Origin of the sequence: Dactylosporangium salmoneum (assembly GCF_039532525.1) — a bacterium.
GTDB lineage: Bacteria > Actinomycetota > Actinomycetes > Mycobacteriales > Micromonosporaceae > Dactylosporangium > Dactylosporangium salmoneum.
In genome coordinates, this window is sequence record NZ_BAAARV010000083.1 from 12,711 (window position 1) to 39,254 (window position 26,544).

23 protein-coding genes and 1 pseudogene are annotated in these 26,544 nt (G+C 73.1%); 6 read left to right on the plus strand and 18 right to left on the minus strand.

All coding sequences use genetic code 11. From position 1 onward, the window contains the following. Positions 1–307 precede the first annotated feature (307 nt). A complete protein-coding gene (locus tag ABD352_RS41435) occupies positions 308–961 on the plus strand; it encodes a TetR/AcrR family transcriptional regulator (protein ID WP_344618073.1) in 654 nt (217 codons plus the stop codon). Here the strand turns inward: ABD352_RS41435 and ABD352_RS41440 are convergent. From ABD352_RS41440 to ABD352_RS41500, 13 genes are all read right to left on the minus strand, one after another. Next, a complete protein-coding gene (locus ABD352_RS41440) occupies positions 958–1,884 on the minus strand; it encodes an endo alpha-1,4 polygalactosaminidase (protein WP_344618074.1) in 927 nt (308 codons plus the stop codon). The genes ABD352_RS41435 and ABD352_RS41440 overlap by 4 nt on opposite strands. Continuing rightward, positions 1,881–2,507 (minus strand): spherulation-specific family 4 protein, encoded by a 627-nt coding sequence (locus ABD352_RS41445; protein ID WP_344618075.1) that lies wholly within the window; start codon positions 2,505–2,507, stop codon positions 1,881–1,883. The genes ABD352_RS41440 and ABD352_RS41445 overlap by 4 nt, the downstream gene beginning before the upstream one ends. Continuing rightward, positions 2,504–3,934 (minus strand): hypothetical protein, encoded by a 1,431-nt coding sequence (locus ABD352_RS41450; protein WP_344618076.1) that lies wholly within the window; start codon positions 3,932–3,934, stop codon positions 2,504–2,506. The genes ABD352_RS41445 and ABD352_RS41450 overlap by 4 nt, the downstream gene beginning before the upstream one ends. Continuing rightward, positions 3,931–4,125 (minus strand): hypothetical protein, encoded by a 195-nt coding sequence (locus tag ABD352_RS41455; RefSeq protein ID WP_344618077.1) that lies wholly within the window; start codon positions 4,123–4,125, stop codon positions 3,931–3,933. The genes ABD352_RS41450 and ABD352_RS41455 overlap by 4 nt, the downstream gene beginning before the upstream one ends. A 50-nt stretch (positions 4,126–4,175) precedes the next feature. After that, positions 4,176–5,603: a GT4 family glycosyltransferase PelF gene (gene pelF / locus ABD352_RS41460; protein WP_344618078.1), complete on the minus strand. Its 1,428-nt coding sequence runs from the start codon at positions 5,601–5,603 to the stop codon at positions 4,176–4,178. Positions 5,604–5,619: 16 nt separating this feature from the next. Further along, positions 5,620–7,647 carry a hypothetical protein gene (locus ABD352_RS41465; RefSeq protein WP_344618079.1) on the minus strand — a complete coding sequence of 676 codons (2,028 nt, stop codon included), beginning with the start codon at positions 7,645–7,647 and terminating at the stop codon, positions 5,620–5,622. 32 nt (positions 7,648–7,679) lie between these two features. Then, positions 7,680–8,642 (minus strand): UDP-glucose 4-epimerase GalE, encoded by a 963-nt coding sequence (gene galE / locus ABD352_RS41470; protein ID WP_344618080.1) that lies wholly within the window; start codon positions 8,640–8,642, stop codon positions 7,680–7,682. A 324-nt stretch (positions 8,643–8,966) separates the two neighbouring features. Beyond that, a complete protein-coding gene (locus ABD352_RS41475) occupies positions 8,967–10,526 on the minus strand; it encodes a GGDEF domain-containing protein (protein ID WP_344618081.1) in 1,560 nt (519 codons plus the stop codon). 67 nt (positions 10,527–10,593) lie between these two features. After that, positions 10,594–11,574, minus strand: coding sequence for a porphobilinogen synthase (hemB, locus tag ABD352_RS41480; RefSeq protein WP_344618082.1), 981 nt, complete (start codon positions 11,572–11,574; stop codon positions 10,594–10,596). 16 nt (positions 11,575–11,590) lie between these two features. Continuing rightward, complete coding sequence (locus ABD352_RS41485) at positions 11,591–13,171, minus strand: bifunctional uroporphyrinogen-III C-methyltransferase/uroporphyrinogen-III synthase (protein WP_344618083.1); 1,581 nt, start codon at positions 13,169–13,171, stop codon at positions 11,591–11,593. After that, positions 13,155–14,084, minus strand: a complete 930-nt coding sequence (hemC, locus tag ABD352_RS41490) for a hydroxymethylbilane synthase (protein ID WP_344618084.1) — start codon at positions 14,082–14,084, stop codon at positions 13,155–13,157. The genes ABD352_RS41485 and hemC overlap by 17 nt, the downstream gene beginning before the upstream one ends. Beyond that, complete coding sequence (locus tag ABD352_RS41495) at positions 14,081–15,367, minus strand: glutamyl-tRNA reductase (RefSeq protein WP_344618259.1); 1,287 nt, start codon at positions 15,365–15,367, stop codon at positions 14,081–14,083. The genes hemC and ABD352_RS41495 overlap by 4 nt, the downstream gene beginning before the upstream one ends. 8 nt (positions 15,368–15,375) lie before the next feature. Beyond that, complete coding sequence (locus tag ABD352_RS41500; protein ID WP_344618085.1) at positions 15,376–16,098, minus strand: redox-sensing transcriptional repressor Rex; 723 nt, start codon at positions 16,096–16,098, stop codon at positions 15,376–15,378. Positions 16,099–16,502: 404 nt separating this feature from the next. On the opposite strand from ABD352_RS41500, the gene ABD352_RS41505 reads away from it, so the two are divergent. Continuing rightward, on the plus strand, positions 16,503–17,807 hold the full coding sequence (locus tag ABD352_RS41505; RefSeq protein ID WP_344618086.1) for a sensor histidine kinase: 1,305 nt from the start codon (positions 16,503–16,505) through the stop codon (positions 17,805–17,807). A gap of 22 nt (positions 17,808–17,829) precedes the next feature. Continuing rightward, the gene (locus ABD352_RS41510) at positions 17,830–18,474 is read left to right on the plus strand and encodes a response regulator (protein ID WP_344618087.1); all 645 of its coding nucleotides are present in this window, start codon (positions 17,830–17,832) and stop codon (positions 18,472–18,474) included. On the opposite strand, the gene ABD352_RS41515 is transcribed toward ABD352_RS41510, so the two are convergent. From ABD352_RS41515 to ABD352_RS41525, 3 genes are read right to left on the minus strand one after another with little or no spacing between them, the layout of a single operon-like run. Next, positions 18,445–19,092 carry an HAD family hydrolase gene (locus ABD352_RS41515; protein ID WP_344618088.1) on the minus strand — a complete coding sequence of 216 codons (648 nt, stop codon included), beginning with the start codon at positions 19,090–19,092 and terminating at the stop codon, positions 18,445–18,447. The genes ABD352_RS41510 and ABD352_RS41515 overlap by 30 nt on opposite strands. Further along, the gene (locus ABD352_RS41520; protein WP_344618089.1) at positions 19,089–19,322 is read right to left on the minus strand and encodes a glutaredoxin family protein; all 234 of its coding nucleotides are present in this window, start codon (positions 19,320–19,322) and stop codon (positions 19,089–19,091) included. The genes ABD352_RS41515 and ABD352_RS41520 overlap by 4 nt, the downstream gene beginning before the upstream one ends. Then, positions 19,319–20,839 (minus strand): AMP-binding protein, encoded by a 1,521-nt coding sequence (locus ABD352_RS41525; protein ID WP_344618090.1) that lies wholly within the window; start codon positions 20,837–20,839, stop codon positions 19,319–19,321. The genes ABD352_RS41520 and ABD352_RS41525 overlap by 4 nt, the downstream gene beginning before the upstream one ends. A 444-nt stretch (positions 20,840–21,283) precedes the next feature. Between ABD352_RS41525 and ABD352_RS41530 the strand changes: the two genes are divergently transcribed. The 3 genes and pseudogenes from ABD352_RS41530 to ABD352_RS41540 all read left to right on the plus strand — a co-directional run bounded on the left by ABD352_RS41530 (position 21,284) and on the right by ABD352_RS41540 (position 24,530). Then, positions 21,284–22,219: a sigma-70 family RNA polymerase sigma factor gene (locus ABD352_RS41530; protein WP_425553871.1), complete on the plus strand. Its 936-nt coding sequence runs from the start codon at positions 21,284–21,286 to the stop codon at positions 22,217–22,219. 169 nt (positions 22,220–22,388) lie between these two features. Then, positions 22,389–23,258: pseudogene (locus tag ABD352_RS41535) on the plus strand (DUF5667 domain-containing protein); the annotation flags it as partial. A 402-nt stretch (positions 23,259–23,660) separates the two neighbouring features. Continuing rightward, positions 23,661–24,530, plus strand: coding sequence for an HAD family hydrolase (locus ABD352_RS41540; RefSeq protein WP_425553890.1), 870 nt, complete (start codon positions 23,661–23,663; stop codon positions 24,528–24,530). A 24-nt stretch (positions 24,531–24,554) separates the two neighbouring features. Here ABD352_RS41540 and ABD352_RS41545 read toward each other — a convergent pair whose 3' ends face one another. Together ABD352_RS41545 and ABD352_RS41550 are read right to left on the minus strand one after the other, a co-directional pair. Next, the gene (locus ABD352_RS41545; RefSeq protein WP_344618091.1) at positions 24,555–25,415 is read right to left on the minus strand and encodes a lysophospholipid acyltransferase family protein; all 861 of its coding nucleotides are present in this window, start codon (positions 25,413–25,415) and stop codon (positions 24,555–24,557) included. Then, complete coding sequence (locus tag ABD352_RS41550) at positions 25,408–26,481, minus strand: NAD-dependent epimerase/dehydratase family protein (RefSeq protein WP_344618092.1); 1,074 nt, start codon at positions 26,479–26,481, stop codon at positions 25,408–25,410. Before ABD352_RS41550 ends, ABD352_RS41545 begins: the two co-directional genes overlap by 8 nt. Positions 26,482–26,544 lie beyond the last annotated feature (63 nt).

Here is a 26,544-nt window from a genome sequence, read left to right on the forward strand (position 1 = left end):
TGATCGCCATCGATGACGTGAGGGCTGCTGGTTCACTGTGTCCCTTCCTGACGTGGACGTGCCAGGCCGGGCGCGCGCCGCCGCGCCGGATGCCGTAGCCGGGGTGCGGTCGTCACCAATACGCTTGGCGAATCCGGCGCCGAGCCGGGACGCATTGATGAGACGCCATGCTGTCGTGGGGGACACACTAGGGTCTTCAGCTACGACTGTCCATACCTTCTGTCATCGATGCGCTTACTTTTGTTGTACCAGGCAAAAGCCGTCGACCGGTCGGTGTCGCAACCATGAATGTGCATATGCTGTAGCCATGGGGGCTCAGGGTGCGTTGAGGAGGGATGCCGAGCGCAACCGCCGGCAGCTCGTGGAGACGGCGAAGGTCGTGTTCGCCGAGCGGGGCCTGGAGGCGCCGCTCGACGAGATCGCGCGGCGGGCCAAGGTCGGCAACGCGACCCTCTACCGCCGGTTCCCCAGCCGGGGCGACCTGGTCGCCGCGGTGTTCGCCGACGCGCTGCGGGAGGTGGTGGCCGCGACCGAGCGCGCGCTCGCCATGGAGGACCCGTGGGCCGCGTTCGCCGAGCACCTGACGTTCCTGTGCGAGGCCCAGGCCGGCAACCGCGCCTTCGCCGACCTGCTGACCGCGACCGTGTCGGGGGTACCGGAGCTGGAGCGGCTGCGCGAGCACGCCTTCAGCGGGCTGACCGCGCTGATCGACCGGGCCCGGGCGGCGGGCGTGCTACGGCCGGACTTCCAGCACGAGGACGTGGTGCCGGTGCTCATGGCGAACGCGGGGCTGGTCGAGCGGACGGGGACGAACGCGCCCACGGCGTGGCGGCGGCAGCTGGGGTACACGCTGGCGGGGCTGCGGGCCCCGGCGGCGGACACGCTCGCCGAGCCGGCGCCGGACCGGGTGGGCATCCAGCGGGCCATGCACGCGCTGGCCGAGCGTAGCGGGCTGAGTTAGCAAGTCTCGCGCCAGGCGTCCAGCCCGGTCTTCTTCTTCATCGAGGAGAAGTGCAGGGCCCTGGCCTTCGGGCAGAACGAGTCCGTCGAACCCTCGTACTCCACGTGGAACACCGGCTTGCCCGCGGCCGTGAAGACCTTCAGCGCGTCGCACTCGTCGTAGTGCGCGCACTGTTCGTTGACGGCGAAGTCGAACGCCGGGGCGAGCGCGGCGGCCTGGTCCACGTCGTTCTTCAGGCCCACGCCGAGGCCGGCCCGGTGCGCCAGGTCGGCCACCCGGCGGTTGAAGGTCAGCTGGTCGTCGGCGGTGAGCGGGAAGCCGCTGCCGTTGCTGTACCCGTCCACGTTGTCCGGCTCGACCGCGTCGAAGCCCTTGTCCTTGCAGGTCTTGAAGCGGGCGGCCAGCAGCGGCTCCAGCACGTCCCAGCGCCGGATGTCCAGCCACTTCTCCCCCGGCCAGCCCTCCAGGCCCTTGCCCTGCACGGACTCCGGGTAGTGCTTGGCATCGGGCCGGAAGTCCTCGTGCGCGCCGGCGTTGACGTAGCACACCACGTGCCGGCCGGCCGCCTTGAGCGCGGCCACGTCGGCGGCCGGCGTGTTCTCGCCGTCCACGTCGTACACGTCGGCGGGCACCGACTTGTCCAGCGTGCCCGTGAGCTGCCACTGCCAGGTGAGCCCGACGGCGGGCTTCCACCAGCCGCCGGCCGGGGGTGGGGCGGCCGGGCCGGACGCGGAGGGGCTGGGCGACGCGGAGCCCAGGCCGGCCGAGCCGCCAGGGTCGCCATCCTGGGTGCCGGTCCGCGGGCCGTGCGAGCCCCGGCCGCCGACGTCGCGGCCCTTGTCCTCGCCGGTGCAGGCGGCCGCGTAGAGCACCAGCAGCGCGGCCAGGCCGAGCAGCAGGCCGCGCAGCCGGCGAGGGGTCACCTGGCGGCCGCCCGGGCGCGCAGTGAGCTCGGCACCCCCTCGTACGGCAACGGCGCCGCAAGGTCCGTCACCAGCCCGTGCTGCGCGCGGGTCAGCAGCAGCGCGCTCGCCTCGCCCAGCCGCGCGGCCGGCACCCCGTAGACGAGGTGCGCGGCGTTCGCCCAGTCGCGGCCGGCGGGCGCGAGCGCGGTGTAGGACTCCCACGGCCCCTCGAAGGTGCAGACCACGTCGGCCAGCGCCGCATAGCCGGGCAGGCAGCGGGTCCCCGGGTTGAGCACGACGGCGCCGCGCACGGCCCGCACCACCTGGGTCACGTAGGCGAGCCCGGCGGCGTCGGAGGGCGCCTGGTCGAAGAAGATGCCGCCCACGGGGTACTGCGCCCAGCCCACGATGTCGCACCAGACCTCGCCGTTGGCCCGGCCGCCGTAGCCGAGGTCGACGTAGCCGAGCATCTTCACGCCGGCCGCGTGCAGCCGGTCGGTCGCCGCGGCGTAGACCTCGTCGCGGCCCGCCCCCGGTCCATTGTGGACGTTCACGATCGTCCAGCAGGCGCCGCCTCGGGGCAGCGCGTCCCACGCCTCGGGGTCGACCAGCGGGTGGACGTACAACGGCAGCAGCATCATTCTCGGTAACTCTCCGGATCACGCAGGACGAGCGCGGCGACGGCGAGGCCGGGCAGGCCGGCCCCGAGCAGGGTCGCCACGGCGAGGGTTTCGGCGAAGGCGGGCGCCACGTGGACCAGGGCGGGCGCCCAGTGCCCGACGCCCGCGACGAGCAGCGTCGGCCACCACACAACGATCGCGGCGGTGCCGGCCCGGCCGTGCGCGGCCAGCACCAGGCACAGCGCGTAGACGCCGGTCAGCAGCACCGCGGCGGCGAAGGACTGCCCGCCGCGCAGCAGCCCGAACCACACCGCGCCGGCGATGGCCGCGCCGGCGAACACGGGGACGCCGAGCACCGCCACGGTGGCGGCGCTGATGCGGGCCAGCCGCCGGTCGAAGGCGAACCGGTCGGCGAGGTCGGCCCGCGCGGCGGCGATGCGGTGCCGGTGCCACACCAGGGTCAGTTCGATGAGTGGTACCCCGAACAGCAGCGGCAGGGCCTCGACCGGCACCCGGTGCGGGGCGATCCCGTCGAGCGCGACCGTACGCAGTAGCGCCGCCTGCCCAGTCCCGACCAGCCCGTAGAGCGCCGCGTAGCGCACGTCGGGCCGCCACCAGCCGCGGCGCGCCTTCTTGACCCCGGTCCGCAGCACCGGCCGGAAGGCGACGCCGACGAGCACCGCCACGCAGCCGATCAGCACGATCACCGGCAGCCCGTACCGCAGCCCCGCCGTCGCCAGCCAGCACGGCGCGACGGCGAGGATGACGACCCTCTCCCGGTTGGTCACGAGCGTGACCCCGGCGACGGCGAAGAGGGCGAGCTGGACGGCGGCGACGGCGTAGTCCCGCCCGCCGGTGCCGGACAGCACCATGGCCCACAGCGCGGTCAGGCCCAGGAAGCCGGCGCCGAGCACCCGGGCGGCGGCGACCGGCCCGCGCTCGGACAGCGCCCGGTACCCGAGGTACGACAGCGCCTGGCCGCCGCCCCAGCCGACCAGCAGGGTGCCGGTGGTGGCCAGGCCGGACACGCCGTCGACCTCGGCCGCCGCGCCCACGCCGATGGCCAGCGGGGTGAGGTAGATGAGCGAGCGCAGCAGCGTGTCGGCGACGACCCGGGTCGGGCCGGGCCCCTCGGCCGGCACCGCGCGCAGCGACTGGGTGTCGGCGACGTCGACGGTGCGGGCGACCACCCGGCCGGCCAGGGCGAAGACGGACGGCGCGCCGTACTCGTGGTCGGCCACCCGGTCGTTGATGCCGTTGGCCTCGAGGATGGCCGCGATCTCGTCGATGTCGACCGCGTCGAGGCAGTCGTCGCGCATCTTGTCGGCCAGCGCCGCCACGGGATCGGTGGCGACCCGCCCGACGTACCGCAGCGACTCCGGCCGATCCAGCTCACTCGGCCGGGCGCGCCGCTGGGCGGGCACGATGACCAGCGAGTCCCCGCTCACGGCTCGTACCCGAAGTAGCCGGCGGGCCGCTTCTGCCCGGACGCGGGGATGCAGCAGCCGCACAGCGGCGCCAGCTCCCAGATCCGGTCCCGCCCGCCGCACGAGCGGGGCGAGTCCCAGACCCAGCCGTCCCCTTCGTCGAAGGCGGAGAGCTCCCCCGCGACCAGGTTCGGGCCGGTCACGACGGGCACAGCGGCCTCGCGTCTGCGAGATGCCGGTCTCGTCGACTCACCGCACGCGTTCATGCCGGCACCAGCGCTTCCGTGTGGGTCAAGGCCTGGTAGCGGTCGCGGTACGCCGAGACGCAGCGGTCCAGCGTGTAGTGCGCCAGGGCCCGCTCCCGCCCCCGCGCCCCGATCTCGCGCCGGAACCCCTCGGCCGACAGGAACGCGACGCAGGCGGCGGCGAAGGCCTCCGGGTCGCGGGGCGGCACGACCAGTCCCGCGTCGCCGACCGCCTCGGCCACCCCGCCGACGTCGGTGCTGACCGTCGGCCGGCCGCACATCATCGCCTCCAGGACCGTGTACGGCATGCCCTCCGAGATGCTCGACAGCGCGACGACCTGCCCGACCGCGAACGCCTCGCGGCTGGAGGCGCACGGGCCGGCCCAGGTGACCGCGCCGGCCATGCCGAGCGAGGCGGCCACGTCCCGGCACTCGGCGGCGTAGGACTCGTTGCCGGCGGGGACCGGGCCGGCCAGGTGCAGCCGGGCCGCCGGGACCGAGCGGCGCACCACGGCCAGGGCCCGGATCAGCGTCTCCAGGTCCTTGAGCGGGTCGATCCGGCCCACCCAGGAGATGACCGGGTCGGCCGGCTCCTCGTCCAGCAGCGGGAACCTCGCCGGGTCGACCCCGTTGCCGATGACGGCGAGCTTGGCCGGGTCGGCGCCGTGGCGCACGGCCCAGCGCGCGTTGAAGCCGCTGACCGGGGCGACCAGGTCGGCCTCCCAGTAGGACAGCCGGGCCAGGGCGCGATGGAAGCGCAGCAGGGCCGTCTTGACGCCCGGGGACTGGGCTCCCGCGGCGAGGTAGCGCTCCCGGAGGTACACCCCGTGCTCCGTCATCAGGAAGGGCACCCCGAGCCGCCACTTCGCGACCAGGGCGACCATCGAGGAGAGGCCGTTGGCGTTGGCGTGCACCAGCTGGGCGTCCTCCGGGATCGGGGCGGCCAGCGGGCGGAGGGCGTGCTCCAGCAGTACCGCGGCCTCGTCCGCCTCCCGCAGCGTGAGCGTCGGCAGCCGGATGCCGTCCGCGCGGGCCCGGGCCCAGGCGTCCAGCAGGATGTCGGCCAGGCCGGCGCCGGCCAGCGGATGGCGCCCCACCCACCGGCCGAAGCGGGTCCGGCCCACGGCGACGTCGGCCAGTGCCCGCAGGCCCTCGCCGAACAGCACCAGGTCGGCCGCGGTGTCGCCGAGCATGCCCCGGCAGAGCAGGCCGGCGGCCCGCTCGGGGCGGCCCCGGGCCGGGCGGGGCGGACCCCACACCGGCACCGGGCGCAGCGAGCGGACGTTGGCCGGCAGCGGGATCGCGGGGCGGTCCGGCTCGGTGCCGACGATGGCGACCAGGTCCCACTCGACCTCGGACAGCCCGCGCACCAGCTGGTCGCACCAGGTGCTGACCCCGCCGGTGGCGTATGGGTACGTGCCTTCGTTGACGAGGACGACGCGCACGGCTCGCGGCCCCCGCTCAGCCGACGCGCAGCAGCTGCTGGCCGCCCTTGCCGACCGGCCGCCACGCGGAGCGCTCACCGCCGTAGGCCTCGCCGAACGCGCCGCCGGAGACCCCGTAGCCGAGCACCGAGGCGCTCACCAGCTTGGTGCCGCTGGGCATGGTGAGCGGCACGTCGGTGGCCTGGCCCTTGTTGGTCACCGTGACCCGGCCGTCGAGCACGTAGGCCTCGACCGAGCGGCTCGCCACCGCCGCGGCCCAGGCCGCCTGACGGCGGTTCTGCCGGGCGACGTCGGCGAACCTCGGGTTGATCACCGGCGTGGCGGCCGTGTAGGTGGCGTGGTAGCGGGCCAGCACCGCGTCGAGCACCGGGTACAGGATGCGGTCCTCGGCGAGGTTGGACTGATGCGCGTAGTGCGGCGCGGGGTTGGCCGAGACGACGTGGTCGAAGGCGATGCGCGACTCCGCCGGCACGATGTAGTTCGCGAAGCCCTCCGCGCCGATCGGGCGGATGCAGGTCGAGGCCGGGTTGCTCGTGCAGAGGCCGCTGCCGCCGTCGGCCTTGCTGGTGTAGAGCCAGTTGTACTCGTCGACCTCCTCGGCGACGGTGGCCACGTTGTAGTAGATGTTCAGCGGGAAGCGCGGCACGGTGGTGGCGTTGCCGACGGCCCGGGTGCTCTGCTCGCGCGAGGCGTCCGAGGCCACGTACTTCACCCCGTTGGCGTTGAGCGCCGCCACCAGGTTGGGGTTGTCGGCCGGCATCTGCGGCAGGGTCTTGAGGCCGGAGTGCTCGCCGGTGACGAGCTCGCTCGCGTCCAGCGCGATGCCCTTGCCCTTGGCCCAGTCGACGTTCTGCTTGATCTGCGCGGAGATGTCGGCCTGCGACACCCACCGGGTCTTGCCCGAGCCGTCGGTGGCGCAGCGCCACGGGCTGACGGTGAAGTCCTGCACGCAGCCGAGGTACGGGTGCTCGTAGGTGTGGTTGATCCAGCGGAACTGGCCCTTGCTGCCCACGAACGCCTTGGTGAGCGCGTCGCCCGCGCCGGCCTCGACGCTCCCGCCGCCGTTGAACACCATGTCGAGCTTGAGCCCGCGCGAGTTCTGCCAGGCGACCAGCGCGCTCACGTCGTCCTTGGTCATCCGGATCGTGGTGTTGTACGGCTGGACGGTCGGGTCCCGCTCCGGGTTGCAGTCGCTACCGCCGACGGAGCAGTTGTGCACGGTGTCCCAGCGGTCGTCGGCCAGGAAGACGTCGTCGACGTGCACGCTGAACCAGTTGCGTGTGAAGCCGAGGTGGATGCCCTTGGTGAGCCAGGTGATCAGGCCGTGGCCGAGCTCCATCGCGTGGGTCTGGTAGCGGTTGGCGGCCAGCGTGATGGCCAGCTCCTCGCGCCCGTCGTGGGCGTAGACGCCCATCACCGAGCCCCTCGTGCCGCCGCCGGGCGGGGTGGCGGTGACCAGCGAGGTGAAGGTCGCGCCGGCGGCCGGGGCGGCCGCGCCGAGGTACCCGTAGGACTCGAGCACCGCCGGGTCGCGGTCGTCGATGGCGACCGCGCCGGTGAGGTAGCCGAAGCCGGCCGCCTTGCCGGCGTCGGTCACCTGCATGGTGGCCCCGTCGAGCACGCCGCTCCACGCCGTGCTCTGCCCCACGTTGGGGTTGGCCCAGGTGTACGCGTCGATCTGGCGCACCTTGAACTCACGCTCGAAGTCGGCCAGCGCGGTCGCCTCGGCGCCGGTCACCGCGCCCTCGTTGGGCAGGACGACGCCCTGGTACTTGGCCCGGCGCACGCCGCCGACGGTGTCGGCGAGGTAGGCCGGGGTGATCGCCGGGCGCCCGTCGGTGCCGAGCGCCAGCGTGTCGTAGGGGACGCCCTCGCGGTCGAGCTGGGCGCGCAGCGTGTCGATGCCGGTGGTGCCGTCGTCGAGCACGAGCACCCGCAGGTCGATGCGCTGCTTGGCGCCCGCGGCGGCGAGCGCCGGCTGGGCGAGGACGATCCCGGCGAGGCCCAGCAGGGCGACGGCGCCGGCGACGATCCGGGACTTCAACGTGAGGCTCCTTCAGGGGGTTGCGGAGTTTCTCAGGCGGCCTTGGCGACTTCGGCGATGGAGCTGGTGACGATGGCGTTCAGGTCGTGGCGGGCCCGCCAGCCGAGGCGGGCCCGGATGCGGGCGGGGCTGGCCACCACCGCGGCCGGGTCGCCCGGGCGGCGCGGCGCCTCGTCGTAGGGCAGCGGGCGGCCCAGCGCCCGGCCGACGGCGGCGATCATCTGCAGCACCGAGGCGCCCTCCCCGCGGCCGACGTTGAGCACCTCGTCGCGCAGCTCCCCCTCGTGCAGGGCGACGGCGGCCCGCACGTGCGCGTCGGCGATGTCGGCCACGTGCACGTAGTCGCGCACCGCGGTGCCGTCGGCGGTCGGGTAGTCGGTGCCGTAGACGGTCGCCGGGATGCCCAGCGCAGCCGCGCGCAGCAGGCGCGGGACGAGGTTGGTGCCGCCCTCGTCGCGCAGGTTGGGGGCGGCGGCGCCGGCGACGTTGAAGTACCGCAGCGCCGCCCAGCCGAACCCGCCCCCGGCCGCCGCGTCGCGCAGCATCCACTCGCCGACGAGCTTGGTCCGCCCGTAGGCGTTCTCCGGCTCGGCCGGGTCCTGTTCGAGCACCGGGGACCGCCGCGGCGTGCCGTAGACGGCGGCGCTGGAGGAGAAGAGCACGGATGCGGTACCGCACGAGGCGACCGCCGCCAGCACGGAGCGCAGCCCGTCGAGGTTGTCCTGGTAGTAGCGCAGCGGGTGGGCGGTCGACTCGGCCACGTCCTTGCGGGCGGCCAGGTGGATCACGCCGTCGGGCCGGTGCCGGCGGAACAGCTCGCGCACCGTCGCGGCGTCGCGCACGTCGGCGCGTACCAGCGGCACCCCGAAGGGCACCCGGCCGGCCCGGCCCGTGGACAGGTTGTCGAGGACAACGGTTTCGATGCCCGACTCGCTGAGGGCGGTGACGACGTGCGCGCCGATGTATCCGGCGCCTCCGGTGACGAGCCATCTCACGATGGGGGCAACGACGTCCCCGCGCACCCAAACGGGTAGCTGTCGTGTTCCTGACACTTGCGCGGCGCCAAGATTCCCTCGCGCGGTGCCGTAACCCGCCCGGTGACCTGCCCGAACAATTCTGCGCCAGCCAAATCAGGAAACTCGCCGCAACACGCCCAATATGCCCGTTTTGGGCGATATCAGAGTTTGACGATGCGCATCAAACGGCGCCAAAACGATAAGTCGGGCACTCCGTGCCACGACTTATCGGACTTATACCCTGACAGGGCACAAATCCGGAATGTCGTGGCGCGCCAGCGCCCGACATTTCGCGCGAAACGGTCATGCGGCGGCGGCTAACCGGTCGCGGCCGTTGCGCTTGGCCGCGTAGAGGTGCCGGTCGGCCAGGTCGTAGAGGTCGCGGCCGGTCATGCCGTCCGACAGCGCGGCCACCCCCATGCTCAGGGTCACCCGCAGCCCGGGGGCCAGCTCGTCCCAGTCCCGGGCCGTGATCACGTCGCGGATCCGGGACCCGATCCGGGCCGCCGTGGCCAGGTCGCAGCGCAGGAACAGGGCGAACTCGTCGCCGCCGAGTCGCACGGCCACGTCGCCCTGGCGGCAGTGGGCGCGCAGCACCGAGGCGACCTCGCGCAGCACCCGGTCGCCGGTGCCGTGGGAGTACCGGTCGTTGATGCCCTTGAAGCGGTCCACGTCGACGAGCAGGAGGACCACCGAGCCCGGGCCCAGGTCGTCCAGCTGCCGGTCGAACTGGCGGCGGTTGCCCAGGCCGGTCAGCGCGTCCTGGGCGGCGGCGCGGTCGGCCCGCTCCCGGTCCGCCTCCAGCTGCACCCGGCGGCGGGCCTGCTGCAGCATCGAGCGGCGCTCGTTGCGCAGGTGCCACAGGTGCCGGGCCTGGGCCCGCACGGCCGCGAGAAGGGTGGCCGCGGACTCGCCGGGCTCGGCGAGGGCGGCCAGGTGGGCCAGTTCGTACTGGAAGATCAGTCGCTGCGAGCCCAGGGACGCGAGCTCGTCGGCGGCCAGGAACTCCCGGCGGGCGGCGGCGAGGTCCCCGCGGCAGCGCAGCGCGATGCCGTAGGCCAGGTGGGCCAGCCGGGCCTCGTGCTCGTGCCCGCCGGCCCGCAGAGGGCCGACCAGGCCGGCCGCCACCGACAGGGCCTCGTCGACCGCGCCGGTCTTGACCAGGGCCAGCGCGTAGAGGGCGGTGGCGAGCGGGGCGTCGCTGAACCGGGCCTCCACCCAGTGCCCGACCAGCCGCACGGCGCGGGCGTAGCGCACGTCGGCCTCCTCGGCCAGTCCGACGTGCTCCAGCCGCAGGCCCCACTCCAGCAGCAACTCGGCCCGCTGCAGTTCGGCGGCGGCGCGCTGGATGGGGGTGAGCGGGAAGGACTCGAGCGCGTAGGCGGCCGAGGCGTCGGCCAGCTCGTAGAGCTCGGCGGCGCGGGCGGCCTCGCTGATCGAGGAGAGGGCCGAGCTGTACCGCACGTTGCCCAGCGGCAGCCGGTCGAGGATGCGGGTCGCCCTCGCCAGCCGGTGCAGCCCCTCGTCGAGGCGGCCCAGCTTGATCAGGATCTCGGCGGTATCGGCCAGCACGCGGGCCTCACCGGCCCGGGCGCCGCTCGACCGGTGCCGCTCGAGCAGCAGCTCGCCGGTGACCAGGGCCTCCTGGAGCCGGGCGAGGCCGATCAGGGCGTACATCCGGCCCTGCCAGATCATCCCGACCGAGCGCTCGTCGCCGAGCAGGCCGACGATCGCCTCCAGCCGGTCGGCCAGGGCCAGGGCGTCGGAGTTGCGGCCCTGCACGGTCAGGTCGTGGACCTGCAGGCTCAGTTGATGAAAGGGGCCGAACGGCCAGAGGGGCGCGGGAAGCCGCGTCGTCGCCATCTGTGCCCCAATCCGGTCCGGTCGTGTCGAACTTGATGTCGGCAGGCGACCGGACCGGCTGAGCCGTTCAGAGGCGGCGCAGGAGGCGAGCCGCGTCACTCGCCCAGTACGTCAGGATCAGCTGCGCCCCGGCCCGGCGGATCGAGGTGAGCGTCTCCAGGATCGCGCGGTCGCGGTCGAGCCACCCGTTGGCCACGGCCGCCTCGACCATCGCGTACTCGCCGGAGACCTGGTAGGCGGCCACGGGCACGTCCACCACCTCGGCGACCCGGGCGATCACGTCGAGGTACGGCAGCGCGGGCTTGACCATGACCATGTCCGCGCCCTCCTCGATGTCGAGGGCGACCTCGCGCAGGGACTCGCGCATGTTGGCCGGGTCCTGCTGGTACGTCTTGCGGTCCCCGGTCAGCGCGGACTCGACGGCGTCGCGGAACGGCCCGTAGAAGGCGCTCGCGTACTTGACCGCGTAGGCCAGCAGCGACACGTCGATGTGCCCGGCCCGGTCCAGCGCCGCGCGCACCACGCCGACCTGGCCGTCCATCATCCCGGACGGGCCGAGCACGTGCGCGCCGGCCTCGGCCTGGGCCAGGGCCATCAGCTCGTACTGCCGCAGCGTGGCGTCGTTGTCGACCGACCCGTCGGGGGCCAGCACGCCGCAGTGCCCGTGCGAGGTGAACTCGTCCAGGCACAGGTCGGACATGACCACGGTGGTGTCGCCGACCTCGGAGATCACGTCGCGGATGGCGACGTTGAGGATGCCGTCCGGGTCGATGCCGCCGGAGCCGGTCTCGTCCCGGGTCTCCGGCACCCCGAAGAGCATCAGGCCGCCCACGCCCTCGGCGACCGCCTCGGCCGCGGCCTTGCGCAGCGACTCGCGGGAGTGCTGCACCACGCCCGGCATGGTGGCGATCGGCCGCGGCTCGGTCAACCCCTCCTTGACGAACATCGGCAGGATCAGGTTGGACGGCTGGACGTGCGTCTCGGCCACGAGCCGGCGCATCGCAGGAGTGCGACGCAGCCGGCGCGGGCGAACCTCAGGAAAACCCATCGGGAGCTACCCCCAACTAGCGGAACCGCAGGGCCGTCGGGCCCTGCACCTTCGAGCCGCGGCGCTGCTTGGCGGGCATCGCGGCGAGCTTCTCGCGCAACTCCACAGCGTAGCCTGCCAGCGCCTCGACCAGGTCCGTCACCGATGCGTGCGCCGGCTGGACGTCGACGCGGAGGCCGAACTCGACCGCGGTGTCGGCCGTCTTCGGCCCGATGACCGCCACGACCGTGCGGGCGTGCGGCTTGCCGGCGATGCCGACCAGGTTGCGCACGGTGGACGACGACGTGAAGAGCACCGCGTCGAAGCCGCCGGACTTGATCGCATCGCGGATGTCGGCCGGCGGCGGGGCGGCGCGGACCGTGCGGTACGCCGTCACGTCGTCGACCTCCCAGCCCAGCTCGGTGAGGCCGGCCGCGAGCGTCTCGGTGGCGATGTCGGCCCGGGGCAGCAGCACCCGGCCGACCGGGTCGAGGATCTCGTCGTGCGGCGAGAACTCGGCCAGCAGGCCCTCGGAGGACTGCTCGCCGGCCGGCACCAGCTCGGGCACGATGCCGAAGCCGCGAACCGCCTCGGCGGTGGCCTCGCCGATGCAGGCGACCTTGACCCCGCCGAAGTGGCGCGCGTCGAGGCCGTGCTCGGCGAACTTCTCCCAGACCGCGCGCACGGCGTTGACCGAGGTGAAGACGGTCCACGCGTAGCGGCCGTCGACCAGGCCCTTGATCGCCCGCTCCATCTGGGCCGGGGTGCGCGGCGGCTCGACCGCGATGGTCGGCACCTCGCACGGGATCGCCCCGTAGGCGCGCAGGCGCTCGCTCATCGCGCCGGCCTGCTCCTTGGTCCGCGGGACGAGGACCTTCCAGCCGTACAGCGGCCGGTTCTCCCACCAGCCGAGCTTCTCGCGCTGCGCGACCCCGGCGCCGAGGCACAGCACCACGCGGCCGGCGAACCCGAGCGCGGCGGCGACCATGCTGTCGACCGTGGAGGCGGAGCTGTACTGCGTCTCGCCCGTGCCGTCCCCGGTGATCGACACCGGCGTGGCCGGGTCGACCCCGGCGGCCAGCAGCCCGTCGCGGACGGCGGCGAGGTCGCCGGCGTCGACGGCGAGCGCAGACGAGCCGCGGGACACGGCGGCGGCGACGGACTCGAAGTCGACCGACTGCACGTCGTCGACGTCGGCGGTCACGCGCACGCCGGGCAATGGCACGCCGGCGTAGGTGGCCACCCCGGCGGCCTGCCCGATGCCGGGCACGACCTCGAACGGCACGGCGGTGCGGGCGACGGCCTGCACCTCCTTGAGTACCGTCTCGTGGGCCATCGGGTCGCCGCCCACCAGGTGGATGGCGCGAAGCCCGGAGCGGGCCGCGGACAGCAGCACCTTGGCGACGTCGCCGGGCGCGCCCTCGGCCGGGCTGAACTGGCACTCCGGGTCGGCCTCGGCGCGAATCGCGGCGAGCAGCGGCTCGGGTACGTTGCGGTCGTAGACAATGTGGTCGGCGGACACCAGCGCCTCATGGGCGCGGCGGGTCAGCAGGCCGGGATCGCCGGGGCCGGCCCCGACGAAGGCGATCCGGCCGGTGCCCTTACGGGTGCGGGTCATGCTGCACTCCCAGTGCGTTGTCGGCGCCTTCTTCGCGTAGGTCGCGGGCCAGGGCTCGGCCCACCTCCGCGGCGTCGGCGAGCGTTCCGGTGCGCGAGAGCCGGAGGGCGAAGCCGCCGTCCGGGCTGAACACAGCACCGCGCAGATAAATCTCAGGCCCTTCGTCGCCCTCGGCGACCTCGGCCAGCGCCGCGATCGGGGCGGAGCAACCCGCCTCGAGCTCGGCCAACAGCGCCCGCTCGGCGGTGACCGCCGCGCGGGTGTATTCGTCGTCGAGCGCGGCGAGCACCTCGCGCAGCTCGACATCGTCTTCACGGCACTCGACCGCCAGTGCGCCCTGCGCCGGGGCGGGCAGCATCAGCAGCGGATCGAGCACCTCGGTCGCCTCGCCGCCGCGCCCGAGCCGGGACATCCCGGCGTGGGCCAGCACGATGGCGTCGAACTCGCCCTCGGCGAGCTTGCGCAGCCGGGTGTCGACGTTGCCCCGCAGCGGTACCGCGTGCAAGCGCCGCCCCAGCGCGTTGATCTGGGCGATCCGGCGCAGCGCGCCGGTGCCGACGCGGGCGTCGTCGGGCAGCTCGTTGAGCGTGAGCCCACCCCGGGCCACCAGCGCGTCGCGCGGGTCCTGGCGGGTTGGCACGGCGGCCACCACGAGCCCCTTGGCCGGCGCGGTCGGCAGGTCCTTGTAGGAGTGCACGGCGAAGTCGATCTGGCCGGCCAGCAGCGCGTCGCGCAGGGCGGAGACGAACACGCCCACGCCGAGCTGCTGGATGGGCGCGCTGGAGCGGTCGCCGTGGGTGACGATCTCGACGAGCTCGACGTCGCGCCCGGTGCGCTCGCGCACCGCGTCGGCGACGGTCGTCGACTGCGCCATCGCCAGCGCGCTACCCCTCGTTCCCAGCCTGAGCGTCACGGGTGCACCTCGGAAGCGGCGGACGGATTGATCTCGGGAGTCGGAATCTGCAGATCGAACAGCTCGCGCAGCGCCTGAGCATAAGCCTCGCCGCCCGGCGCCGCCGCCAGCTGACGCACGCGAACGGTCGGTTGGTGGAGCAGACGCTGGACGATCCGGTGAACGCTGTGGGCCACCTCGCCCCGCGCCTCGTCGGACAGCTCCGGGCAGCGCTGGGCCAGGCGGCGCAGCTCGGCCTCGACGACCTCGTCGGCCCGGGCCCGCAGCGCGGCCACGGTCGGGGCCACGTCGGCGCCGCGCAGCCAGGTCAGGAACGCCTCGACCTCGGCCGCCACGATCTCCTCGCCGGCCCGCTCCTCCACCTCGGAGGTGGTGGACAGCGACTCCGACAGCACCTCGATGTCGACGAGGGTCACGCCGGGCACGTCGCCCACCCCGGGCGCCACGTCGCGCGGCACGGCGAGGTCGAGCACCAGCAGGTCCCGGCCGGCCCCCGCGACGAGCGGCGCGTCGAGCACCGGCTCCGGGGAGGCGGTGGCGCTGACCACCACGTCGACCCGCTCCAGCAGGCTCGGCAGCTCGGCGAACGGTACGGCCTCGGCCCCGTGCAGCTCGGCCAGGCGCTCGGCCCGGGCGTGGCTGCGGTTGGTCACGAACAGCGGCGTGGCCCCGGCCCGGCGCAGCGTCGCCAGGGACAGCGCGCCCATCGCGCCCGCGCCGATGACCAGCGCCGGGCGCCCCTCGACCGGCGCGGTGGCGCCCTGCCCGTAGGCCAGGGCGGCGCTGACCACGCTCTGCCCGGCCCGGTCGATCTCGGTCTCGGCGTGCACCCGCTTGCCGACCCGCAGAGCCTGCTGCATCAGCTCGTGCAGCAGCCGCCCGGCCGTGCCCTGCTCGCCGGCCACGGCGTAGGCGTCGCGGAGCTGGCCGAGGATCTGCGCCTCGCCCACGACCATCGAGTCCAGGCCGGCGGCGACCCGGAACGCGTGCCGGACGGCGTCGACCTCGTAGTGGACGTACAGCTCGGGAGCCAGCTCGGACACGACGAGCCCGGCCCGCGCGGCGAGCAGCCCGCCGATGTCGGCCAGGCCGCCGTGGAACGCGGTGACGGCGGCGTAGATCTCCACCCGGTTGCAGGTGGACAGGACCACGGCCTCGTCGACGTACGGCAGCGCCACCAGCTCGGCGAGCACGTCCGGCGTCTCGCCGGGGCCCAGCGCGAGCTTCTCGAGCAGCGGAACCCCCGCGGTCCGGTGCGACAGCCCCACGACCAGCAGGTTCACGTTTCCGGTCAAGACGCCACCTCCGCCTCGCCGCGCTTGGCCTTCTGCACCGCCGGGAGCGCCGTGAGGGCCGACTTGCGGTGCTCGTGGAAGGAGAGGATCTGCAGCTCGATGGCGAGGTCGACCTTGCGGACGTCGACGCCCTCGGGCACGCTCAGCACGCACGGCGCGAAGTTCAGGACGCTGGTGACGCCGGCGGCGACGAGGCGGTCGCACACGTGCTGGGCGGCGAGCGCCGGCGTGGCGATCACCGCGATGGAGATCGACTCCTCGACCACCACCGCGGGCAGGTCGTCGATGTGCCGCACGACCAGGCCGTTGATCTGCTCGCCGACCCGGCCGAGGTCGGCGTCGAAGAGGGCGGCGATGCGGAAGCCGCGGCTGCCGAACCCGGCGTAGCCGGCCAGGGCGTGACCGAGATTACCCACGCCGACGAGCGCGACGGCCCGCCGATGGGTGAGGCCGAGCACCTGCTCGATCTGGTCGATGAGCAGCGTGACGTCGTAGCCGACGCCCCGCGTGCCGGTGCGGCCCAGGTGGGACAGGTCTTTGCGGAGCTTGGCGGAATTGACGCCCGCGGCCGCGGCCAGACCCTCCGAGGAAACCGTGTCGTGCCCTTCCTCAGCGAGGTGGTGCAGGGCGCGCAGGTACTCCGGAAGCCTGGCGACGGTCGCCTCCGGAAGGTCCGGAAAGTCCGGTCCGTCCGTTGGGCCGGTGCGCTGCTGGCTCATGAGTCTCCGAGACGACGACAGTGTGCGAGACCACTGGCGGGGCCGGTGATCGGTCCGATTACCGGCTGTGCTAGCGGGGTTCGTCGTTGCAACAGAGTAGGCGCTTGTGAAGCCGTGCACAAATCGCGATCTTGAAGACTCCGCGCCCACCAGGTAGAGGTCAGCGCCCGCCCGTGCGGATCGCGCGCGCGAGAAAAGCCCCCGCGGCACGTAGTGCCCCCTTTCTCCGACGCGGTCGGCAGCGGGCGGGCGCTGTGGCCAGTATCACCGCAATTCCGGCAAATTTCGCACCCAACACGCCTTACGTAGCGAGCCTACACGTTTTTCCAGTAGGGTTGCCCCTACCATCAAGTGGCTGGACCGCGGGATGGGAGTCGGGGGGCGGTTTGCCTAGCGTCAATGACATGACGACGACCATCACCCCGCTGGGTCCGGGCCGCTTCTCCCGGATCATCCGCCAGCTGGGCATCGACACGCAGTACGTCCTGCTCGGGTTCCCCCTCGGCATCATCACGCTGGTCCTCTGCGTGACCGGTTTCTCGGTGGGCCTGGGCCTGGCGGTGACGGTCGTCGGCTTCCCGATCCTGTTCGTCACCGTCCTGCAGGCCCGCGGCTTCGCCACCCTGGAGCGCGCCCGGATCGGCCCGGTCCTGCGCACCCGGCTCCCGCACCCGTACTACAAGAAGGCCGAGCCCCGCGCCGGCTTCTGGCGCCGCACGTTCGTCCCGCTCACCGACGGCCAGTCGTGGCTGGACCTGCTGCACGGCACGTTCCGGGTGATTCCCAGCACGATCTCGTTCGCGTTCGTGATCACCTGGTGGGCCGGCACGCTGGGCGGGCTCACCACGGTGCTGTGGGACTGGTCGATCCCCCGCCCACCGGACAACAAGGACCTGCCGGAGCTGCTCGGCATCGGCTCGGGCGCCGAGCTGCGGGTCCTCTTCTACACCGGGATCGGCCTGGTGTTCGCCCTCACGCTGGTGCCGGTGGTGCGCGGGGCCGCCCTGTTCGAGGCCTGGGCCGCCCGGGCGATGCTCAGCGGGGTCGCCGAGCTGCGCGAGCGGGTCGCCGAGGCCGAGCGCGGCCGGGACCGGGCCCGGGCCCAGACCAGCGCCGCGGTGTCGGCCGAGGCGAGCGCCCTGCGCCGGCTGGAGCGCGACATCCACGACGGGCCGCAGCAGCGGCTGGTCCGGCTGGCCATGGACCTCGGCCGGGCCGACCTGCAGTTCGACCACGACCCGGCGGCCGCCCGGGCCACCGTGGCCGAGGCACTCTCCCAGACCCGGGAGACGCTGGAGGAGCTGCGGGCGCTCTCCCGCGGCATCGCCCCGCCGATCCTGGTCGACCGCGGCCTGCGGGCGGCGCTCACGGCGCTGGCGGGCCGCTCCCTCGTCCCGGTCGACCTGGAGCTGCCCGCGACCGAGGAGCGGCTGGCCGCCAACGTGGAGACGACCGCGTACTTCGTCGTGGCGGAGGCCCTCACCAACGTGGCCAAGCACAGCCACGCGAGCGAGTGCAAGGTCACCCTCGCCCGCTCCGCGTACGGCATGCTCGTCACGGTCGAGGACGACGGCGTCGGCGGGGCGAGCCTGGCCAAGGGGCACGGCCTGAACGGCCTGGCCGACCGGGTCCGCGCGTCGGGCGGCGAGCTGACCGTCACGAGCCCCCTCGACGCCGGGACGAAGCTCGTCGCGATCCTCCCGATCTGACCCTGCATCTACTATCAGCGGCGTGCGGGTAGTCGTTGCTGATGATGCGGTACTCCTGCGCGAGGGCCTGGTGCGCCTGCTCACCGAGAGCGGCCACGAGGTCCTCGCCGCCGTCGGAGACGGGCCGAGCCTGGTGGCAGCGGTCGTCGAACACCGGCCCGACGTGGCCATCGTGGACGTACGGATGCCGCCCTCGCACACCGACGAGGGCCTGCGGGCGGCGGTCGAGGCGCGGGCCCGGGTGCCGCGCACGCCCATCCTGGTCCTGTCGCAGTACGTCGAGGTCTCCTACGCCGACGACCTGCTGGCCGACCGGGCCGGGGCGGTCGGCTACCTGCTCAAGGACCGGGTCTCCGAGGTCGCCGAGTTCCTCGACGCGATGCAGCGGGTGGCCACCGGCGCCACCGTGCTCGACCCGGAGGTGGTCGGGCAGCTGCTGGTCCGCCGACGCCGCGACGACCCACTGCGCAGCCTCACCCCGCGCGAGCGGGAGGTGCTCGGGCTGATGGCCGAGGGGCGCTCCAACACCGCGATCGCCCGCAAGCTGGTCGTCACCGACGGCGCGGTCGAGAAGCACGTGAAGAACATCTTCACCAAGCTCGACCTGCCGCCGGACGACGAGCAGCACCGCCGGGTGCTAGCGGTCCTGGCCTATCTGCAGAGCTAGCTCCACCGACTCCACGAGCGAGAAGGCGACCGGCAGGCCGGTCGCCCGCAGCAGCGCGGTGTCGGTGAAGCCGCCGGCGTAGAGCACGGCGTGCGCGCCGACCGTCTTGGCCGCGTCGCCGTCGTCGACCGAGTCGCCGATCATGACCACGTCGGCGGGGTCGAGGCCCAGGGCGGCCAGATGGCGCTCCAGGTACGCCGCCTTGCGCATCCCGCCGACCGTGCCCGGAAGGCCGTCGACCCGCACCAGCCGGGCCCCGAGGCCGTGCCGCTCGACCTCGACCAGCAGCTCGTCGTGGAAGAACATGGACAGCAGGGACTGGGTGCCGGACCACTTGGCCATCGCCTCGAGCGCGTCCGGGACCAGCTGCAAAGTGGAGATCCCGCGCCGGTAGGCGTCGTGGAACGCGTCGTCGATGAGCTGGAACTCCACCTGGTCGACCGGCCGCTCGAGCACGTGCGCGTAATAGTCCAGGATCGGCCGGCGGAAGTCGCGGCGGTGCTCGTCCGCGGTGATCGCCGGGCCGCCGACCGTTGCCAGGCAGATGTTGGTCGCGTCGACGACGAGCTTGAGGTCGTCGAGCAGGGTGCCGTTCCAATCCCAAACCAGGTGCTTCACCCGGGTGAGAATAGCCCCAGATCGCTGCGCAGCCGGTCCTCCTCCACCCGCCAGTAGCCGTGCTCCTTGCCGTCCAGCAGCAGCACGGGGATGCGGAAGCCGTACTCCTCCTCCAGCTCGTCGTCGCCGGAGATGTCGACCTCCTCGAACGGCTCACCCACCCGCTCGAGCACCGCCCTGGCCTCCTCGCACAGGTGGCAGCCTTCGCGGGTGTACAGCAGCAGCCTCATCCCAGGGCCCCCTTGCGGACCTTCCCGGTGGCGGAGTGCGGCAGCTCGGCCACGAACTCCACCGCGGTCGGGCACTTGAACCGGGCCAGATTGCGCTCGCAGTGCACGACCAGCTCCTCCGCGGTCACCTGCGAGCCCGGGCGGCGCACCACCACCGCCTTGACCGTCTGGCCGGTGTACGGGTGCGGCACGCCCACGGCGGCCGCCTCCGCGACCTCCTCGTGCGCGGCCAGCACCGACTCGACCTCGTGCGGGTAGACGTTGAACCCGCTGACCAGGATCAGCTCGCCGAGCCGGTCCACGATGAACAGGTCGCCGTCCTCGTCGGCGTAGGCCACGTCGCCGGTCGCCCACCAGCCGTCGGGGTCGGGGGCCGAGGAGCCTTCGGGCCAGTACCCCTGGAAGAAGTTGCGACCGCGGGCGACGATCTCGCCGGGGTCGGTCGTGCCGTCCTCCTCGTCGGGGGCAACGTCCTCGCCCTCGGCGTCGACCAGGCGCACCTCGACGCCCGGTATCGGCCGGCCGATCGAGCCCGGCTTGATCGAGGGGCTGGCCAGGGTGCTGGTGAGCACCGGCGCGGCCTCGGTCAGCCCGTAGCCCTGGTGCACCGCGCGGCCCGTGGTCTCGGCGAAGCGCCGCTCGGCCGCGGGGTCCAGCGGGGAGGCGCCGCACACCGCGAGGCGCACCCCGGCCCAGGCCCGGGCCAGGCGCTCGCCCATCAGCGACCAGGCGATGAACATGGGCGGCACCCCGATCACGCCGGTCACGCCGTGGCGCTCGATCGCCTCCAGCGCGTCGGCCGGGTCGAAGCGCTCGATCAGCACGCCGCACCCGCCGTGGTAGGCCACCGCGCCGAGGCCGGAGTTGAGGCCGTACGCGTGGAACAGCGGCACGGCCAGCAGCAGCACGTCGTCGCCGGTGACCGGCGCCGGCTCGATCCGCGCGAGCTGCTCGTGGTTGGCCAGCAGCGCGCGGTGCGGCAGCATGGCCCCCTTCGGCGCGCCGGCGGTGCCGGACGTGTACAGCAGGACCGCGAGGTCCTCGCCGCCGCCGACGGACTGAGCGACGGACTCGCCGCCATTGAGTAATCCGCCAAGATTTTCGCCCAGCGTGTACCGCGCGGGAGGCGCCCCGTCCCCGGCGGCGCCCATCACCGGCCTGGTCGCGACCAGCACGGCCGCGCCGGAGTCCCCGAGCACGTGGTTCAGCTCGCGCGAGGTGTACGCCGGATTGACCGGCACGGCGACCAGACCGGCCCGCAGCACGCCGAAGAACACGGCGGCGAACTCGGGCACATTGGGCAGCGCGATCGCCACCCGCGGGCGGCCGTGCCGGTCGTCGGGCAGGCCCAGCGCGAGCAGGCCGGCCGCCACGGCGTCGACCTGCCGGTCCAGCTCACCCCAGGTGAGCACCTCGTCGTGCGACCGCAGGGCGGGGCGGTCGCCGCCACGCTGCGCGGCACGCCGGACGACGTCGGCGAAGTTCCCCTCGGCGGTGGGGTTCGTAACGTCATGCACGGTCGACGAGTCTTGCACAGCAAACGGGTGAGCCGGGAGCCGCAGGAAGTTCACCCGTCACCAATCACCCTGTGCCGTGGCATGGTGCGTGCTGCGGTTCGGCCGGGCCGCAACGGGCCCGACACGCCGACTGAGTAAAGGTCCATCCGTTCGTGTGCAATTCGCGTGTCGCGGTCCAGTAACTCCAGCGCGGTTACGTCCCGTTTCGCCGCTTTTTCGGCGTGTCGTACGGCGTGTCGCGGCGAAGTGACGGACAGCATGTGCGCCGAACGGACAGCGATCCGTGGGATGAATGTGCCCTCACGTCATGAGCCGACCACACGCGGGTGACGCCGGACCTATTATCACCGAAGTCGACTCACCCTATTTGTCGCGAGTTGATACCCCTCACCCCGAGGAGGCCGAAGTGCCGTTGATCGCCGTATTCGTAGGGCTTTGCGACGTATGAGCGGTTACCAGCACGTGTTCGACGCTGAGCACGCACTCACCGGCGGGCTGTCAGTACTGCGCGACTCCATACGCGAGTCGGTCCGCGACATGTTCAGCACGGTCATGCGCGGTGAGGGAGGCAGCGTCCCGCGCACGCGGAACCGTCCACACACCAACGAGGCACCGGCCCGCCCGGGACCGGCCCCGAACGCCAGACCCAACGCCGGGATGAACGGCAAGCCCGTCGGAGGTACCGGCGCGGGTCTCCTCGGCGAGGAGACCGTGCCGATCCCCACGGACGTCCTGGGCGGCGGCACGGACACGCTGACCGAGACCGGTCCGCGCGAGCCCGTCCCGCCGCAGCCGACCCGGCCCGAGCGCGGCGACCCGGCCTCCGAGGTCTGGGCGCTCATCGAGCGGGCCCAGGCCGGCGACGGCGCGGCATTCGGCCTCCTCTACGACCGGTACTTCGACACGGTCTTCCGGTTCGTGTACTTCCGGGTCGGCAACCGCCAGCTCGCCGAGGACCTGACCGCCGACACGTTCCTGCGTGCGCTCAAGCGCATCGGCAGCTTCACGTGGCAGGGTCGCGACCTCGGTGCCTGGCTGGTCACCATCGCCCGCAACCTCGTCGCCGACCATTTCAAGTCCGGGCGGTACCGCCTGGAGGTCACGACCGGCGACGTGCTGGATGCCGACCGCCCCGACCGGGGGCCGGAGGGCAGCCCGGAGGCGGCGGTCATCGACCACATCACGAACGTGGACCTGCTCAAGGCGGTCAAGCAGCTCAACCCCGAGCAGCAGGAGTGCATCGTGCTGCGGTTCCTGCACGGGTTCTCGGTGGCCGAGACCGCGCAGACCATGAACAAGAACGAGGGAGCCATCAAGGCGTTGCAGTACCGCGCGGTGCGGGCGCTCGCTCGGCTGCTCCCCGACGGATTCCAGCCGTGACGCCTGCCACCTTCGGTTACAGTGACCCGCCGGTCGCCGTAACCAGTCTTCGCCTTGCACCGTTGGTCCTGGTGCGACCGTCGGCATGGCGCACGGCGGTCGCGGTGGCCCACCATCCCGCTGCCCTGCCGCGCCTGAGTGACGCGATCAGCGAAGGGGGGTGCCTCAGGTGATTGGCTCCGTCTTCCACCGTCGACGGGCTGAGCGGTTCGCTCAGCTCCTCGACGAGGCCACAGGGGCGAGACGGCACCGCATGAGGTCCACGCTCGACGATTCCCTCACCGACCTTGTGTCGGTCGGCCAGCGGCTCGGAGAGCTGCCGGTCCGGGTGGAAGCGCAGCAAGAGTTCCGCGACGGTCTACGGGCCATGCTCATGGCCACGATCGAGCGCGAGGGCATCGGCGCGACGGCGAAGGAGCCCGAGCCGGAGCCCGTCCGCCGGCTCGGCCTGCGCTCGCTGCGCCGGCCCGCGGGCAGCCGCCCGGCAGTCAGCCGCCGGACCCGCACCCGCGGCGCCATCGTGGTCGGCCTCGCCGCCGGCACGCTGGCCCTCTCCGGCATGTCGGCCGCGTCCGGCGACGCCATCCCCGGCGACGCGCTGTACTCGGTCAAGCGCTCCACCGAAAAGGCACAGCTCGCACTGGCCGGCTCCGACATCAGCAAGGGCCAGCTGTACCTCGAGTTCGCCCGCACCCGGCTCGACGAGGCCCAGGCGGTCAAGGACCCGACGGGGCTCTCGTCGGTCCTGGACGACATGGACGGCGAGACCCTGGAGGGCGTCCGGCTGCTGACGGCGACCGCGATGGCCCACAAGGACCCCGCGGCGCTCGACGCGATCGACGGCTTCGTGACCAACCAGCGCGGCGCCGCCGAGAAGCTGAAGGCCTCGGCCACCGACGACCCGGCTCGCGCCCGCGCGACCAAGTCGGTCACGCTGCTGGACGAGATCGACCGCCGCTCGAAGGCGCTGCGCCCGCTGGTCAAGTGCGGCTCGACCGCGGTGGCCGGCCCCGACGCCTACGGCCCGGTCCCGGTCAGCGGCGCCTGCCGCACCACCACCAAGCCCAGCAACGGCACCAACTCCGGCCAGACCCAGCAGCCCGGCGCCCCGGGGGCGGGCAATCCCGGCCACACGGGCAGCGTCGCCCCGGGCGCCAGCTCGTCGGCGACCGAGTCCTCCCCCGCCGACCCGGCCGCCACGGTCCTGCCCACGCCTTCCCCCTCGAAGACCGAAAAGGGCCTGCTGGACTGGCTGCTCCACTGATTCAGCCCAGCGACACGTCAAGGACATGACAGGGCCCGGTGCACGTCACCGGGCCCTGTTGCTGTTCCATGCCGGTACCGTTGGATGTTCGTGTCAGGTGCGTTGATCTTCTCGAAGGGAGCAGGCCTCGTGCAGATCCGACCGTCCGCGCTGCGGCGCAAGCGCCCGAGCGGCCGTATCGTCGTCTCCGCCGCGGGCTGGGCCGCCACCGAGGTCGAGGCCGCCCTGGAGATCCCGTCCGACCCCACCGCCGCTGCCTTCTTCGACGTCGACAACACGATGATGCAGGGCGCGTCGATCTACTACTTCGCCCGCGGCCTGGCCAAGCGCAAGTACTTCACCAGCCGCGACCTGGCCCGCTTCGCCTACCAGCAGGCCCGCTTCCGCCTCCTGGCCTCCGAGCACGCCGGCACCGTCTCCAACGCCAAGACCACCGCCCTGGCCTTCATCGCCGGCTGGAAGGTCGAGGAGATGGAGCGCCTCTGCGAGGAGATCTTCGACGAGCTCATGGCCGACCGCATCTGGTCGGGCACCCTGGCCCTGGCCCAGCTGCACCTGGACGCCGGCCAGCGCGTGTGGCTGGTCACCGCGGCGCCGGTCGAGCTGGGCCGCATCATGGCCGCCCGCCTGGGTCTGACCGGCGCGATCGGCACCGTGGCCGAGATCCAGGACGGGGTGTACACCGGCCGCCTGGTCGGCGACCTCATGCACGGCCCGGAGAAGGCCTCGGCGATCACCACCCTGGCGCTGGCCGAAGGGCTTGACCTGACGCGGTGCGCGGCCTACAGCGACTCGATCAACGACTCCCCGATGCTCTCCACGGTCGGCTACGCCGTGGCGGTCAACCCGGACCCGGCCCTGCGCCGCGAGGCCCGCAAGCGGGGCTGGGAGATCCGCGACTTCCGCACCGGCCGCAAGGCGGCCAAGATCGCCGTGCCGGCCGCGCTCGCCACGGGCGTGGTCATCGGCGGCCTGGCCACCTACTCCGCGATGCGCAAGCGCCGCCGCCGCGCCGCCGCGCCCGATCCCGGCCAGACGGGCGAATAAGCGACGAGCCGGGCGCCGGCGCGCTCAGGCGGAGAAGGCGTCCGGGCGGCGTTCGAGCAGCTTGTACAGGGTCTGCTGGATCGTCTCGCGGACCTGGTCGGCCAGGTTGAAGACCACCATCGGGTCGTCGGCCGAGTCGATGTACTCCTCGGTCGGGATCGGCTCGCCGAACTCGATCATCCACTTGCTCGGCAGCGGGATCATGCCCAGCGGTCCCAGCCACGGGAAGGTCGGGGTGATCGGGAAGTACGGTGCGCCGAGCAGCCGGGCCAGCGGGCGGATGTTGCCGATCTTCGGGTAGATCTCCTCGGCGCCGACGATGGAGACCGGGACGATCGGGGTGCCGGTGCGCAGGGCCGCCGACACGAAGCCGCCGCGGCCGAAGCGTTGCAGCTTGTACCGCTCGGCGAAGGGCTTGCCGATGCCCTTGAAGCCCTCGGGGAAGACGCCCACCAGCTCCCCCTCCGCGAGCAGCCGCTCGGCGTCGGGGTTGCAGGCCAGGGTGGCGCCGGACTTGCGGGCCATCTCGGACATGAACGGCATGCGGAAGACCAGGTCGGCGCCGAGCAGCCGCAGGTGGCGGCGGGCGTCGGTCTCGTCGTGCACGGCCACCGAGAGCATCAGCGCGTCCAGGGCGACCGTGCCCGAGTGGTTGGCCACGACCAGGGCCGGGCCCTCCTTCGGCACGTGCTCGGTGCCGAAGACCTCGGTGCGGAACCACTGCCGGTACAGCGGCCGCAGCATCGGCAGGAACACCCCGTCGGTGAGGTGCTTGTCGAAGCCGAAGCCGTCGATCTCGTAGTCGCCGGTCAGCCGCTCACGGATGAAGGCCAGCGCGCCGGCGACCCGGTCGTCCCACACATCGGGGAGATCCGGATCAGTCATCGCCACTCTCCAACGCCTGCCTGGCCGCGCGCGTCCGGCGGAATCCCTCGAGCAGGGCCTGCTCGACCGAGCGAATCGTATCCGCGGGCAGCAGCTCGCCATCGCGGCGGCTGCGGACGAACTCTTCGAATGCTTCGATCGTCGAGCGCGGGGTGATGCCGAACTCGCGGATCAGCTTCGTGGTGTCCACCACCCGGCCGTGCACGAAGAGGTCGAGCTGGTCGAGCGTGACGCCGGCGCGGCCCAGCCCGGCCAGCGCGTTGAGGCCCGGCTCGAGGATCGGCATGGTCATCCGGCCGGCTCGCCGTACCGCCTGGGAAAGGGTCAGCGTGCCCGCCCCGGCCACGTTGAAGGTGCCCGGGTGCGCCTCGGTGACCGAGCGCTCGAGCACCTCGAAGGCGTCGTCCACGTGCAGGAACTGCAGCCTCGGGTCGCGGCCGAGCACCGTGGGGACGACCGGCTGGGCGAAGTACCGCGTGAGCCGCGTGTCCACCGCGGAGCCGATGAACGGCGCGAAGCGCAGCACGGTCGCAGCCACGTCGGGCCGGCGGCGGCGGAAGCCCCGCACGTACCCCTCGATGTCGAGCACGTCCTTGGCGAACCCGCCCCGGGGCACCTCGCGCGGCTCGGTGTCCTCGGTGAAGATCGCGGGGTCGCGGAAGGAGGCGCCGTAGGCCGCGGTCGACGAGCGCACGATCAGCTTGGCCAGCCGCGGCGCCTGCTGGCAGGCGGCGAGCAGCTGCATCGTGCCGATGACGTTGAGCTCCTTCATCGCGGCGCGGCCGCCGTGCTGGTCGGTCGCGGTAGCCACGGCGAGGTGCGCCACGGCCTCCACGCGGGCATCGACCATCACCCGCAGCACCCCGGGGGTGCGCAGGTCCAGCTGGTGCAGGTCGACCTTCTCGCCGGCCGCCGCGAGCACGTCGGCCAGCGCCCCGGCGGGCGCCGAGGCGTCGATGGCGATGACGCGGCGGATGCGCGGGTCGGCGGCGAGCCGGGCGGCCAGGTGAGCGCCGAGATATCGGCTCACCCCGGTCACCAGCACGACGCTTGGCGACGCGCTCACGCGACTCCGATCGCGAAAGGACTCATGAGCAACCAGGCGGCCCGGCCCCTCGTCAAGGGACCG